The organism is Flavobacterium zepuense (genome assembly GCF_007097145.1).
Classification (GTDB): domain Bacteria; phylum Bacteroidota; class Bacteroidia; order Flavobacteriales; family Flavobacteriaceae; genus Flavobacterium; species Flavobacterium zepuense.
This window is the reverse complement of record NZ_VJVZ01000002.1, coordinates 25,517-40,288: the sequence shown is the minus strand read 5'-3', so window position 1 is coordinate 40,288 and position 14,772 is coordinate 25,517. Positions and strand designations below refer to the sequence as shown.

The following is a 14,772-nucleotide window of genomic DNA, read 5'->3' as shown; positions in this document are numbered from 1 at the left end:
TATGAAGATCAATAATAAAAAAGCGATTTTTTTTGATCTCGACCATACCCTTTGGGACTTCGAGAAAAACTCTGCGCTGGCGTTTGAAGAACTGCTGCCTAAATTTGGCATTGCAGTAGATGCCGATGCATTTAACGCACTTTTTTCTCCCCTAAATGTTAAGTACTGGAAGTTGTTTCGCGATGGCGAGATCACCCAGGCACAGCTTAGGTATGGCAGGCTGAAAGAGGCTTTTACAGCCCTTAATTATGATATTTCAAATGAACTTATAGAAGAGGTGTCTGTAGAGTATGTAAGGCTTTTGCCTACTAACAATCATTTATACGAGGGCACAATTGAGATTTTAGACTACCTCAAATCAAAGTACAGCCTGCACATTATTACCAATGGTTTTAGCGAAGTACAGGCACGCAAAATGCAAAGTGCCAACATTCACCATTATTTTGATACAGTAACCAACTCTGAGCTTGCAGGCTGTAAAAAGCCCGACCCCGCTATTTTTGAGTACGCCCTTACCGCTGCTAATGCGCAAAAAGCAGACAGCATTATGATAGGTGACTGTATAGAGGCCGATGTACAGGGTGCATTAGATTGCGGCCTTGATGCTATTTATTTTAACGAGCACAATCTTGAAGCTCACCCAACCATAAAACAGGTTAACCACCTGCTACAATTAAAACAACTACTCTAATTTTATGAAAAAAGCCTTAGTATTACTGGCCATATTGTTTTCCGGATTTTGCTTTGCACAGTCAGAAACTATCAACAATTACAAATATGTGATTATCCCGGAGAAATTCAGCTTTCTTAAAGAACCCAATAAGCATAACCTCAATACCCTTACTAAAATGGTCTTTGAAAAATACGGCTTTACCGTATTTTATCCTAACGATCAAATGCCACAAGACCTGATGCTAAACAAGTGTGGAGCCCTTTACGGCGATTTAGTAGATGATTCGGGTATACTTTCCACCAATATAACCATCCTGTTAAAGGATTGCAGTGGTAAAGTGGTATATACTTCATTAAAAGGAAGAAGCAAAGAAAAAGATTTTAAAAAGGCTTATTATGAAGCGTTAAGAGAAGCTGCAGCTTCTATGGCTGCGTTAAATTATCAATATAACGGCACTCCTATTTTGCAAGCCGGACATCCAAATCCTAATGCAACTGCATCTGTACCAACTACACCAGCTACACAACAAGCAGTAGCTACAGCAACACCTGCCGCCACAGTTACACCTACCATTGTTAATGAGAACCAACTATTTGCACAACCAATTGCTAACGGCTATCAATTGGTAGATACTACTCCAAAAGTAGTGGCAAGGCTATACAAAACATCACAGGCAGATTATTATTCGGCGCAAGGCGAAGGTAAAACCGGAGTGATCTTTAAAAAAGGCAACGATTGGTTTTTTGAATACTATGTAAACGATAAACTGGTAACTGAAAAGTTAAATATTAAGTTTTAGATATAAGTCTAAAGGTTTTTAAAGTCAAAAGTCATAAAGTTGCAGCTTGTATCTTTATGACTTTTGACTTTTTAACTTTCTACCAGTTAGTATCCATACTTCCCTTTCCACCGGTTCTTCAAAAACTCTCTGGTGCCGTTTTCACGGGAATTATTTCCTGGGTCGTAAAAAGTTGTATTCCTTATTTCATCGGGTAAAAACTCCTGCTCGGCAAAATTGTTGGCATAGTCATGCGCATATTTATAGTCGTCGCCATAGCCCAATTCCTTCATAAGTTTGGTAGGGGCATTGCGTAGATGTAGTGGTATGGGCAGGTCGCCGGTTTGCTTAACCACGCTTTGTGCCTTGCCAATAGCCATATAGCTGGCGTTGCTTTTAGGCGATGTTGCCAGGTAAATAGCACACTGGCTCAATATAATACGCGATTCCGGGTAGCCAATTGTGCTCACTGCCTGAAAGGTATTGTTCGCCATTATAAGCGCGGTAGGGTTCGCATTGCCAATATCTTCGCTTGCAAGTATCAACATACGGCGGGCAATAAACTTTAGGTCTTCGCCACCCTCAATCATTCGCGCAAGCCAGTAAACCGCCCCGTTAGGGTCGCTGCCGCGCATTGATTTTATAAAAGCAGAAATAATGTCATAATGCTGCTCGCCCGTCTTGTCATAAAGCACAGTGTTTTTTTGGGCAAGCTGCATTACGCGTTCGTTCGTTATTTCAACATCATCAGTCTCGTTGGCATTAACCACAAGCTCAAAAATGTTGAGCAGCTTTCGGCCATCGCCGCCCGATAATCGTATCAAGGCTTCGGTTTCCTTAAGATCAATATTCTTTGTTTGCAGGTATTTATCTACGTCAATAGCACGGTGCATTAAAGCCTCCAAGTCATCTTTTGTAAAAGGATTCAGCACATATACCTGGCACCGCGACAGGAGTGCAGGTATTACCTCAAAACTTGGATTCTCAGTAGTAGCCCCAATGAGTGTAACCCAGCCTTTTTCTACCGCTGCCAGCAGCGAATCCTGTTGCGATTTACTAAACCGGTGAATTTCATCTATAAATAAAATAGGGTTCTTGGCGGTAAACATACCGCCGCTTTGCTTGGCTTTTTCTATAACCTCGCGCACATCTTTAACCCCCGCGTTTATGGCGCTAAGCACATAAAACGGGCGGTTGCTTTCTTGTGCCATTATCTGTGCCAGGGTGGTTTTACCGGTACCGGGAGGTCCCCATAATACAAGAGACGGAATTATACCACGTGCTATCTGGTGGGTTAGTGAGCCATTTGGCCCCACGAGGTGTTGCTGACTAATGTATTCAGATAAATGCTGCGGGCGTATGCGTTCTGCCAAAGGTGCTTCCATAGCGTAAAATTACGGATTTTGAATAAATAGGATTAAGCATTTAACCGATAAAGTTTTTATAAAAATATTACTGTTTAAATCAAGTGTTTATGAAATCCTGAAAAATAGGATATTCTTTACAATTTTAACAATACCAACTGTAACATAGCGTTGTTAAAGGTAGTCTTATAGTAAAACCACTACCCTTATTTATGCCGCATTCTTACCTTATAAGCCGTTTTCAGTCTGTATTCTTTATTGCACTGTTACTGTTTCCTGTTATAGCATTTGCACAAGTAAATGTTACAGGCTCCGTAACTGATAGTGATAACAAACCCCTTGAATTTGCCGAAGTTGTTGTCGAGAATAATTCAAACACTATAGTAAGCTCCGGCCTGTCGGATGATTCAGGTAATTTCAGCCTGAGCGCCCCATCGGGTAATTATACCCTGCGTATACTTTTTATGGGAGCCGAATTATATAACAAACCTGTAGAACTTACAGAAAATCGTAACCTTGGTACAATTAAATTGGAAGCCTCAAAGCAGTTAGACGAGGTTGTGGTAGAAACCAAAAAGAAGCTTGTAGAAAGAAAGGTAGATCGCCTGGTGTTCAATGTAGAAAATTCTGTAGCAGCCAGCGGTGGCGATGCGCTTGATGCCTTAAAATTAGTACCGCGGGTTAAAGTAGTTAACGATGTGGTATCTATAGTGGGTAAGGGTGGTATAAGCGTAATGGTAGACGATAGGCTAATGCGCCTTACGGGCGATGAGCTAACTGCCTTTTTAAAATCGATAAAGGCGGATGATATAAAGAGCATAGAGGTAATAACCAACCCACCTGCAAAATATAGTGCCGAGGGTAATAGTGGGCTCATAAACATTAAGCTAAAAAAGACCAGGGCTGATACCTGGAATGCCTCTATACTTGGGTCGTACAGGCAAAATAGCTATGCTACCGGTTCTACAAATGCTACGTTTAATTACCAAAAAGATAAATTTTTGTTGCAATCATCTGTAGGCTATACTAACGGTGCCCAAAAAAATACCGAAGAAGTATTGCTGGAATATCCGCAATACGACTGGAAAGATAATGTTGTTCGTAAGAATAATTTTAAACCGTTTAATGGCAGGCTGGGTATTGATTATAAATTTTCGGATAAATTTACCACAGGTGCACAGTATATGGGCAGCCACAGTAATTCAGTTTCGCGCGAAAACTCAGATGTAGATATTACAGATAATACAACTCGGTTGCTGGATTCGGTCATAAATACACGCGGAAATAGCAAATCTGTTAGCGATTACAATGCTATTAATTACCACGCTATTTATACGATAGATACTACCGGGGTTAAGCTATCTTTTGATGCCGATTATTTTAATTACATAACCGATAGCGATAACACTTTTGCTACCAATAATTTTTATAATGATGGCAGTTTTATCCCCGGGTCGTATGTGTCGGCTAATAACATTGGCAGCCGCGAAGTAGATAATTATTCTGCCAATGCCGATATGGAGCATCCGCTTAAATGGCTAAAGCTGAATTATGGTGCGAGGGTGTCGTACACCAAAACGCAAAACAGCTTTGCACTGTACAGCCTTACTTCGGGCCTGCCGGTTCAAGACTTTACCCAAAGCAACCAGTTTGTATTTAAAGAAAATACACAGGCTGCGTTTATAGATGGCAGCAAAGAGTTTGGCAAGTGGGAGGCAAAGGCAGGCCTGCGTATGGAGAACACCCGTACAAAAGGCACATCAATCACTACGGGGCAGGAAAATGTAATACAGTACACAAGGTTTTTCCCAACGGCTTATTTAGTGTACAACCATAACGACAACCATTCTTTTACTATAAATTACGGTAAAAGGATAGGCAGGCCATCCTACGAATTTTTAAACCCTTTCAGGAGGGTAGATTCTCCCTATTCTTATTCCGAAGGCAACCCGTACTTAAGGCCGTCATACTCCCATAATATACAGCTTGAATATGGTTTTAAAGATTATTATACGGCATCGTTGTTTTTCTCCGGTACCCGCGGCGATTTTGAGCAGTTAACAATTGTAGACCCCGTAACCAGCATACAGCAAAATGTGCCCTTAAACTTTATAACAAATAATACTTATGGTATTAACCAATATATTGCCTTTGAACCTTTAAAATGGATAAAAACCAATGTTAGTGCCGATGTGTATTATAGCGAGGCAAAATCTACCATACCGGTAACGCTGCAATTTTTAAACGGATGGAATGGAGAGTTCAGGATAAATAATGATGTGTTGTTAAACAAGGATAAAACCTTTTTGTTTAATATGGGTTATACTTATGTTACCTGCGGTACTGCTAACTTGGATACTAACAGCGCCTTAAGCTATCTTAATACATCGGTTAAATTGCTATTGCTAAATAAAAAGTTGCAGTTTACACTGTATGGCAGCGACCTTTTAAGATCCAGCAAAACTACCTACAGCGGGTTCTCTAACGGGGTTAAAAACACATATTCTAATTATAACGACCAGCGGATGGTACGCTTATCAGTACTATATACATTTGGCGGTGAGCTTAAGAATATGAATATGCGTGAGAGTAAAAACAGCGATGAACAAAACAGGATGTAATGAAATCCTGACACCATAACTGACATTTTAACAGATAAATATTTTTGGTTGGCTTTTTGACGTGCCTTTATGCATGAACAATAACCAGGACAACCACTTTACATTTTCGCCCTCAGTTGTGCTTTGGCCACTGGCTTTTATACTTGCCCTCTGGACGGTATACTGGGTAGAAATTAAATTTCATATATACTTATCTGATTACGGTATAGCACCACGAACTTTAACCGGATTGCGTGGAATTGTGCTCAGTCCTTTCCTGCACGGCAGCTTAGAGCATTTGTATAATAATTCCATTCCGCTATTCTTACTAGTAGCAGCCATGCGGTTCTTTTACCGGCGGTATGCTTTGCAAATTATAATATATGGTATACTGCTCTCAGGATTTATAACGTGGCTTATAGGCAGGGGAGGATCTCACCATATAGGTGCCAGCGGGTTAATTTATGTACTGGTAACCTTTGTGTTCTTTAAGGGTATACAAACGGGTTATTACAGGCTTGTAGCATTGTCACTACTTATTATAATGCTGTATGGCAGCATGATATGGTATGTTTTTCCGGATGTAGAAGAAGGCATCAGTTGGGAAGGGCACTTGGGTGGACTAATATCGGGTATACTGTTCTCACGAATTTACGATACCCCTGAGTATAAAAAACAGCCTTTTTACGCCTGGGAACAACCCGATTTTGATCCTAAAAAAGACCCGTTCATGAAGCGCTTTGATGAGAATGGCAACTTTATAAACCCACCTAAACCGCAAGATATAGAGGTAGTTGATTACGAAATCGTAGAGCCCTATGCCAATTACAGGATAGTATATAGTTATATTGAAAAACCAAAAGTTGATGATGAAAGTGGGCAGTCTAAGTAAGCAGGCACAATCTCATAAAAAAAGCAGTACAACTGTAAAGTGTACTGCTTTTTTATGTTTTAATATTTAATATATCTAACAATCTGAATATCCAAAAATCTAATAATCAGTATTATCCTCGTTGCCTAACAGTTTCATACAAAAATGCACCACAGGCAACCGATACGTTTAACGATCCTATAGATCCAAACATTGGCAATTTCGCCTTTTCGTCAACTATTTTAAGGACAGAAGGGTTAATGCCGCGGTCTTCGCTACCCATTATAATAGCTACCGGCTCGTTTAACGATATATCGTAAATATTGCTGTCAGTCTTCTCAGTAGCGGCAACGGTTTTAATACCCGATCCCTGCAGATGGAAAATAGCATCTTTAATATGTTCTACTTTACAAATAGGCACATTAAATACCGCCCCGGCCGATGTTTTAACTGTATCGCCATTAACAGGAGCAGATCCTTGTTTTTGTATGATGATTCCATCTACACCGGTACATTCTGCCGTACGGATAATGGCACCAAAGTTACGCGCATCAGACAGTTGGTCTAATATTAAGAACAAAGGGGTTTTACCGCTTTCTAAAACTTTTTCTACCAGGTCTTCCAGCTTGTAAAAGCTAATAGGGGCAATAGTAGCTACAGCACCCTGGTGGTTGTTAGGGGTAAGGCGGTTAAGTTTTTCTACCGGCACGTAGCTAAAGTTTACACTTTTTTGCTTCATAGCCTTCATAAGGTCTTTCATCAAATCGCCCTGGGCGTCTTTCTGAATAAAAACCTTATCAATTTCCTTACCTGCGTTTATAGCTTCTATAATAGCCCTTATCCCGAATATCTGGTGTTCTTTTTCCATGAGGCAAAGGTATAAAAAAACCACCAGCGTTTTGCCGGTGGTTTTTATAGAGGTTTAAAATATTTTAATCGTTAGCTAAATCCCAAAATACACGGGTAGTAAGCTTATCTCCACCAATGGCATTAGATGCTGCAGTCCAGTTAGTATTATTAACCGTTTGCTCATCTATAGGGTAAGTAAACCTTACCGGTATTTGCCCTTCCGATGCAGGTACGGCATTAATGGCCGGCGTTAAGCTTGGTACATCAAGCCTGCGCCATGCTGTCCACGATTCAAACGGGCGGTTAAAAAATGCAATCCATTCCTGCATTCCAATTTTTTGTTTCCAGTCACCTTGTGCAGTTGCATATGCAACATCTGGGTTGGCAAGATAAGTTTCAACATCACCAACGCCCCAAAATTCAAATGATGTGGTAATTGCGGCTTCGTAATATTCTTCTATTGTTCCGTTAACGCTATATCCCCTTGCAGCAGCTTCGGCAAGATAAAAGTTTATTTCTGTAGCTTCAAATAATACACCTGGTACATTATTTTCAGTAAGTGACTCGGCAATAGGCGAAAAATTAAAGTATCCGTTACCGGCACCATTTATACCTCCACTATATACACCGGTGCCATCTAATTCAAAATAGGCGGAACGGCGGGGATCATCTAAATCGTTAAGTTGATTTACAATACTTTCGGATGCTACAAAGTCATTCCTATTGCTTGCAACCAACTGTGCGTAAATAGGGTTGTAAAAAGGTGCTGAACCCGGATATCGCAGGGTGGCATTATCACTGTTATCTGTAATAACACCATCAGCTACGGCACTTTCTATAGTGCTTTGTGCTAACGACGGATTTACATCGGACAGGTTAATACCAAGTTTAACTTTTAGCGAGTTGCCAAAAAGCCTCCATTTAGCAACACTACCACTATAAATAACATCGCCGGTTGTAAAGGTGCCTTCGCCATCGTTAAGGTTAGTAAGGGCAGCGTCAAGGCGCGTTATTAGTTGTGGATAAATGGTCGCATCATCATCATAAGCAGGTAAAACGTTAAGCACATCTAATGATTGTGAGTATGGTATATCACCAAACGTATCTACAAGTATTTGGTAAGTGTATACCTCTATGATCTCTATAATAGCAATTTGGTTTTGCTTAGTAGCATCATCAAGATCAGGGTTTACTTCTATAACATCTTTAGCCGACTCCAGATTTCCCAAAACATCCCTGAAAAGATTATCCCAAAGGTTATCTGCTATAGTACGTGTTACAAGATTGTAACGTGATTCTGCAGGGTATTGCGTTGCGGCCCAATACTGCGTGTAAAACCTAAGGGGGTTAAGGTTAACCTCTGGGGTTACAAGCTGATCTGTAAGTTCTCTTTGTGCATTAGCGAGCAGGGTCTCGGCTGGCACATCATAAGACCTGTCCTGGTCGCGGTTAAAATTAGAATCGTCACTAGTGCAACTGGCCAGCACTAATAAGAAGGCCGATGCGGTATATAATATCTTTTTCATTAGAAGCTGGCTTTTAAGTTAAACGAATACATTTTTACTGATGGCATAACACCCGATTGGAAACCTTGTATGTTACCTGATGAGGCACCTGCCTCAGGATCTGCATACGGCAGGTTTTTGTGTATAATCCAAAGGTTGTTGCCCAAAAAGCTTAGAGAAAGATTTTTTATAAATGTTTTCTCAAGCATTTTAGCAGGGAAGCTGTATGTAACGGCCACCTCTCTTAGTTTTACGTAAGAAGCATCGTAAACAAAAGCTTTTGCCGGGTTACCATCGGTACCAAAGGCACTACCCACATAATTTGCATCTACCCTTGTTGTGTTTGGTGTGCCGTCTTCGTGTACTCCCTGGTTTAATACACCGCCGCCATCGGCTACTGCATTACGTACGGGGTTGCCCAGTTCATTATTACCTGCTGTTTCAGGGTATAAACCGGTGTATTGGCCATACGATTGGTCTAACGAGAATACATCGCCACCGTGTTTAACATCTATTAGAGCGCTTAAAGAAACAGCTTTGTAAGTAAACCTGTTATAAATACCACCTATCCAATCGGCCTGTATGTTACCAATAATTTGGTCTGATGCCGGGATGTAGTATCCGTTTTCGTCTACCACTCTATTACCGTTGCCATCATACGTGTATCCTGTACCACGCAAAGTACCGTAAGATTCGCCAAGTGTTGCATTTAGTGTTACACCATCCTGAAACGATGCAAGCTGAAGGTTTTCCCTGCCGGCATCAAGCGAAACTACCTCATTTTTGTTCTTAGCCCAGTTAACTCGCACATCCCATTCAAAATCAGCTGTTTTTATTGGTGTGCCGCTTATAGAAACCTCAATACCTTTATTCTCTATCTCCCCTGCATTAATTTGTGAGAAGCTATAGCCGGTAGAAGATGTTTGTGGTACGTTGTAAATAAGGTCTTCGGTATTATTTTTATAAACCGATACATCAAATGCCAGCCTGCTGTTAAACATACTTGCCTCTATACCAAGCTCGGTAGATTTTTGTTTCTCCGGTTTAAGTTTGTCAAAATCTACATGGGTGGTACTGTTGCCAAATAAGAGGTTACCGTTTAAGATGCCGTTATTTACCCTTGCACCTAAAAGTCCTGCAGCAGGGTCATTACCTACAACTGCATAGCTGGCCCTTAGTTTTAAAAGGGAAAGCCAGTCTTTTTTAACTAGTTCAGATAATATAAAGCTACCTCCTATAGAGTAGTAATCATAATTATTATTGTTGGTAGGTAATGCGGTAGAAGAGTCTGTCCTGTATGAACCTTCAAGGTAAACCAGTTTATTATAATCTAATGAAAGCTGGCCATATAAGCCTTGTTTTTCATAGTCTATCTGGCTTTCTACCGGGGCAACAAAGGTGTTAGAGTTCGCAAGGGTAAAGATGCCTGCTGTTGCAAGTCCTCCTGTGGTGGAACCATCAAAAGAATCCAGTTTAGATTTTATAAATGTTGTTCCTAACAACGCTTTACCGCCGATTTTACCAAGTTGAAAATCATAAGTGGTAATTAGGTCGTACGTTGTTTGTAAAAATGTACGCGTATACAACCTATACCCCGAAGTTTCATCAAGCGCCTGTAAACCGAATTCTTCGGCATGGCTGCCAATTTCTTTACGAAGTTCCTGCCTGTCATTACTGTAATCTACCGTAACACGGCCTAAAACGTTCCAGTTGCTTGTAACATCATAGCTAATATTACCACCGGTTAACAAACGGGTGTGGTCATCGCTTTGGTAGTTTTTATAACGGTCCCAGTACGGGTTGTTCCAGTAAGCCGGAGAAAGATCGCCACCTACAGGGTCTATCATATTCCAGGTAACATTGCGGTTATCCCTAAAATATTCCTGTTTTAGTTCCTGAATGTCTACATTGGTTTGCCACCACTGCCTAAAACCGCCCATAATGTTATCACCATACCCTACACTGTTTCTTCCCTGTGTAGTCTGATCGGTAAAGGTAGTAAATACAGTTAGCTTAACTTTATCGGTAATATTCCTGCTAAAGTTGCCATTTATAATGTTTTTGTTTAAACGGCTGTTTGGCAAAATACCGGTTTCATAGTTGTTGGTTATGCCAAAGTTAAATGTAGAGTTATCATCTCCACCGTTAAAGTTTACGTTGTTTTGCGCGCCAAAAGAGTCTTGTAAGAAGGTGCCCGGATCATTTTTTGCAGCGGTCCAAGGTGTTGGCCTTCCAAAATTAGGATTGCCTGGTGCAAAAGCATTCCATTGGTAAACCAGTAAATTAGGATCAAAAGCATTACCAAAAGAGGAGTCGGCTGTTGTATCTACAACAAGGTCGTCAATACCATCGCCATTTACATCGGCTTCGTAAAAGCTATCATCTGGTCCGCTGTAACCATTGGCGCCATACTTTTTCTGGTACTTAGGGAATGTGTCTTTATTGTACCTTCCTACAGAGGTTGTGGTGCTAAAAGTAACGCCAAGGCCAGTATTGGTTTTGCCTTTTTTAGTGGTAATCATTATCGCTCCATTAGCAGCCTGGCTACCGTAAAGAGCTGTTGCGGCAGCACCTTTAAGTACGGTAATGGATTCGATATTGTTAGGGTCTATATCCGATGTTGAGTTACCAAAGTCAAACCCCACCCTTGATGCTGCTGCTTCTTTAGTGTTAAGGTTGGTATTGGTAATGGCAACACCATCTACCACAATAAGTGCCTGGTTATTACCTGTAATACTTTTTGCCCCCCTTAGAACAATGTTTGTAGAACCGCCAAAGTTAGAGTTGTTACGTATTTCTAAACCTGCAACTTTACCGGAAAGATTATTAAGGAAGTTGTTTGTAGGAACTGTGTTTACAGAATTTCCGTCCAGTTTTTGAGAAGAGTAACCTAGCGATTTTTTATCTCTTGAGATACCCAATGCTGTTACAACCACACCCTCCAGTTCTGTAGCTGCATCTTTAAGTATGATTGCGAAAGATGCCTTACTGGCCGAAGCCTCCTGTGTTTGCATGCCTACATAGGTAAAGACTAAAACCTGTGCCTCTGTAGCTGCAACTGTAAATTTACCGTCCATGTCGGTTTGTGTACTGGTGGTTGTACCTTTTACCACCACATTAACCCCGGGGATGGGGAATCCGCTTTCATCTGTAACGGTACCAGAAACCGTTCTGTCTTGTGCAAACGCAATTTGCATCATTAACGCGCAAAAGAGCGTCAATAAGACCCTTAGTTGTGTTCTCATTTATAAGTTTTTATGTTAGTTGTAAACCAAATTTCAAATAAAAACTTAACAAAATCAATTGTTTTATGATAATATTTAGATAAAAGCCTTGTAAATGTTAAATTATATCTAAATAAAATGTTAAAATGACGCTTTGAAGCTTAAGTGAACGATGGAGTTGGATAGTTTAATGGCTTGGTCTTTAGTACTGCCATTGGCGTATACTATATTAAAGAGTCCATTATTAGTAAGCAGGCCAAAACCAAAACCTAAGCCCAACAGGTTTTCTTTAATGTTTGATGTTTCATCCTGCATATAGGCATAATCTGTAATAGAATGTATATACATGTTGGGGGCAAGTACATAGCGGTACTCTGCCATTAGCGCTGAGCTAAGGTTAGCTTGCAGACTATTTTCATTAAAACCCCGTATAGAGTTAATTCCGCCAAATCGGTACAGCTCATTAATAATATAGGTGTTGCTATCAAGGTAGTAGGTTTGGTTTTTTATATTGATAATGTTCTTCCTGTTAAGATACAGGTTGTGCGAAAAATTAACCTGAGCAAAATACTGGTCACTGTCGCCGGTCTTGCCTTCGCGCTTTCCTATGCCACTTTTAATAAATAACGAAGTTTTTTGCGGAAATAAAAAGTCATCTACATTATATTCGGCATATTCGTAGGTAGATGTCCAGAATGAGTTATTATAGTCTGTAAGTGTGCTGCTGTTGAGGTTTTGTATATCAACCGATTCTGTTTGCTGCCTTCCCACATATACTTTAGAGTTGTAGCTAAAGTAATAGCCCAGGTTAACATCGGTAGCCGTGTTTTGAAAAGTACTGTCCTGCTTAAAGATGCGCAGGCTGGCCTTTGCGCCTACAGGACTCTTAAACATATAAGGTAATTCTATAGAGGCGTTAAAGGTGGTTTGCTTGTTGCCGTCGCCTTTCCAATACAGGTTAAACTTCTCTCCGGTATTAAGCACATTGTTAAGCAGCAGATCAAGATAGCCGTTAAAGCGTACTTTGTTGCTATTGTCATCATTACCAAAGCCTATAAAACCGTCAAAAGTATTAGGCCGGGCCTTAGCCATATATACGTATACTTTAGTGGTGTCTTTTTTAAAGAGAATTTCGGGGTAACGGGGCTGGGTAACAAAGCGTAGGGCATTAAAATCGTTATACACGCGTTGCAGGTTCTCTTTATTAAACGTCTTACCGCGGTACTGCCTTAAAATGTTGCGGCGAATGCCTTCAGGGAATTTTGAGTAGCCTTCCAGTACAATATCATCAAGCGTTCGTTGCTTTTCTATACTCACGTTAAGCGAAGCAAAAAGGGTAATACCTTTTTTTGTGTAATCTTTAAGTTGTAGTGAACTTATAGAGTATCCTTTTTGCTCCAGTAGTGCCATATTGGTATTCATGTAACTTTCTACGGCAGGCAGGGGCATGGTAAGAGTATCCCGCTCTATGTCCAGTAATTTTTTTTGTTCGGGCGAAAGCCTGCTTGTATATATATGCAGGGTAGTAATTTTTGCACCTATACTATAGGAGTAAGCAAAAGTAGAATCGTTTACCTTAAGGTGCGCCAGTTCGCGGTTCTCTAAATACCCGGCTTTATAAAGATTGGCAGAAAGCAAAGCAGCCTCATCAGCCACGCTTTTTGCATCAGTGTGAATTTTGGAGTACGATACAGAGTCGATAATTTTAGTCTCTACAGCATCGCGGCCCTCTGCTTTTAAGTAAAAGTTTTGAGCATTTGCCGTAAAACCAAGGAGTATAAATAGGAGTATGTAAAAAAGTCTTTTCAACGCAGGAGGGTTACTGTTACAAATAACGCAAAAAATGCACAAAAAATATATAGTGGTGCAAAGGAGATAGATAGGATTGAAAATTAATGTTTTAGGATTTGTTTTGTAATTTTTTATTTCTACATTTGCAACCCCGTAAAAAGCGGGTTATTTAAACATAAGAAATTTTTAGTATTAATTATGCCAACAATTCAACAATTAGTAAGAACAGGGAGAGCCCAGATAACTAAGAAGAGTAAATCGGCTGCTTTAGATTCGTGTCCTCAAAGAAGAGGGGTATGTACACGTGTTTACACTACAACACCAAAAAAACCAAACTCTGCAATGCGTAAAGTAGCAAGGGTTCGTTTAACAAATGGTAACGAGGTAAATGCTTACATTCCCGGAGAAGGACATAACCTACAAGAGCACTCGATAGTATTAGTTAGAGGCGGAAGGGTTAAAGATTTACCAGGGGTAAGGTACCACATTGTACGTGGCGCTTTAGATACCGCCGGTGTTGCCGGAAGAGCGCAGCGCAGGTCTAAGTACGGAGCAAAACGTCCTAAACCAGGACAGGTTGCTGCTGCACCCACTAAGAAGAAAAAGTAATTTAAAAACGTTTAAGAAAAAGACATGAGAAAAAGACAGGCCAAAAAAAGACCGCTTTTACCAGATCCAAGGTTCAATGATCAATTAGTTACACGTTTTGTAAATAACTTAATGTGGGATGGTAAAAAATCAACTGCTTTTAAAGTATTTTATGATGCTATTGATATCGTAGAAGCTAAAAAACAGGATGCAGAAAAATCTTCATTAGAAATATGGAAAGATGCTCTTACTAACGTTATGCCTCACGTAGAAGTACGTAGCCGTAGGGTAGGTGGAGCTACATTCCAAATTCCGATGCAAATACGTCCGGACAGGAAAATATCCATGGCAATGAAATGGATGATTCTTTATGCAAGAAGAAGAAATGAGAAATCTATGGCTCAAAGACTGGCTTCTGAGGTTTTAGCTGCTGCTAAAGAAGAAGGTGCTGCTGTTAAAAAGAGAATGGATACGCACAAAATGGCTGAAGCTAACAAAGCGTTCTCTCACTTTAGATTTTAATTCATAA

The 14,772-nt window shown here is 40.3% G+C and carries 11 protein-coding genes; 6 read left to right on the top strand and 5 right to left on the bottom strand.

The annotated features are described in order from the left end of the window. Position 1 precedes the first annotated feature (1 nt). Together FMM05_RS03035 and FMM05_RS03030 are read left to right on the top strand one after the other, a co-directional pair. Positions 2-691, top strand: coding sequence for a YjjG family noncanonical pyrimidine nucleotidase (locus tag FMM05_RS03035; protein ID WP_143371872.1), 690 nt, complete (start codon positions 2-4; stop codon positions 689-691). 4 nt (positions 692-695) lie between these two features. Beyond that, positions 696-1,472, top strand: a complete 777-nt coding sequence (locus FMM05_RS03030; protein ID WP_143371871.1) for a hypothetical protein — start codon at positions 696-698, stop codon at positions 1,470-1,472. Between the two features lie 86 nt (positions 1,473-1,558). Here FMM05_RS03030 and FMM05_RS03025 read toward each other — a convergent pair whose 3' ends face one another. Then, positions 1,559-2,836, bottom strand: a complete 1,278-nt coding sequence (locus FMM05_RS03025) for a replication-associated recombination protein A (RefSeq protein ID WP_143371870.1) — start codon at positions 2,834-2,836, stop codon at positions 1,559-1,561. Between the two features lie 191 nt (positions 2,837-3,027). On the opposite strand from FMM05_RS03025, the gene FMM05_RS03020 reads away from it, so the two are divergent. Both FMM05_RS03020 and FMM05_RS03015 read left to right on the top strand, forming a co-directional pair. Next, a complete protein-coding gene (locus FMM05_RS03020) occupies positions 3,028-5,436 on the top strand; it encodes an outer membrane beta-barrel protein (RefSeq protein ID WP_143371869.1) in 2,409 nt (802 codons plus the stop codon). Positions 5,437-5,509: 73 nt separating this feature from the next. After that, a complete protein-coding gene (locus FMM05_RS03015) occupies positions 5,510-6,307 on the top strand; it encodes a rhomboid family intramembrane serine protease (protein ID WP_143371868.1) in 798 nt (265 codons plus the stop codon). 112 nt (positions 6,308-6,419) lie between these two features. Here FMM05_RS03015 and rlmB read toward each other — a convergent pair whose 3' ends face one another. The 4 genes from rlmB to FMM05_RS02995 form a co-directional block, all read right to left on the bottom strand. Continuing rightward, positions 6,420-7,154 (bottom strand): 23S rRNA (guanosine(2251)-2'-O)-methyltransferase RlmB, encoded by a 735-nt coding sequence (gene rlmB / locus FMM05_RS03010; RefSeq protein ID WP_143371867.1) that lies wholly within the window; start codon positions 7,152-7,154, stop codon positions 6,420-6,422. Positions 7,155-7,218: 64 nt separating this feature from the next. After that, a complete protein-coding gene (locus FMM05_RS03005; RefSeq protein WP_143371866.1) occupies positions 7,219-8,661 on the bottom strand; it encodes a SusD/RagB family nutrient-binding outer membrane lipoprotein in 1,443 nt (480 codons plus the stop codon). Next, positions 8,661-11,885, bottom strand: a complete 3,225-nt coding sequence (locus FMM05_RS03000; RefSeq protein ID WP_143371865.1) for a SusC/RagA family TonB-linked outer membrane protein — start codon at positions 11,883-11,885, stop codon at positions 8,661-8,663. The genes FMM05_RS03005 and FMM05_RS03000 overlap by 1 nt, the downstream gene beginning before the upstream one ends. A gap of 120 nt (positions 11,886-12,005) precedes the next feature. Further along, entirely contained in the window at positions 12,006-13,673 is a 1,668-nt protein-coding gene (locus FMM05_RS02995; RefSeq protein ID WP_143371864.1) for a BamA/TamA family outer membrane protein, read from the bottom strand. A gap of 180 nt (positions 13,674-13,853) precedes the next feature. Between FMM05_RS02995 and rpsL the strand changes: the two genes are divergently transcribed. Both rpsL and rpsG read left to right on the top strand, forming a co-directional pair. Then, on the top strand, positions 13,854-14,264 hold the full coding sequence (rpsL, locus tag FMM05_RS02990) for a 30S ribosomal protein S12 (protein WP_026990835.1): 411 nt from the start codon (positions 13,854-13,856) through the stop codon (positions 14,262-14,264). Between the two features lie 24 nt (positions 14,265-14,288). Next, positions 14,289-14,765: a 30S ribosomal protein S7 gene (gene rpsG / locus FMM05_RS02985; protein WP_026990836.1), complete on the top strand. Its 477-nt coding sequence runs from the start codon at positions 14,289-14,291 to the stop codon at positions 14,763-14,765. Positions 14,766-14,772 lie beyond the last annotated feature (7 nt).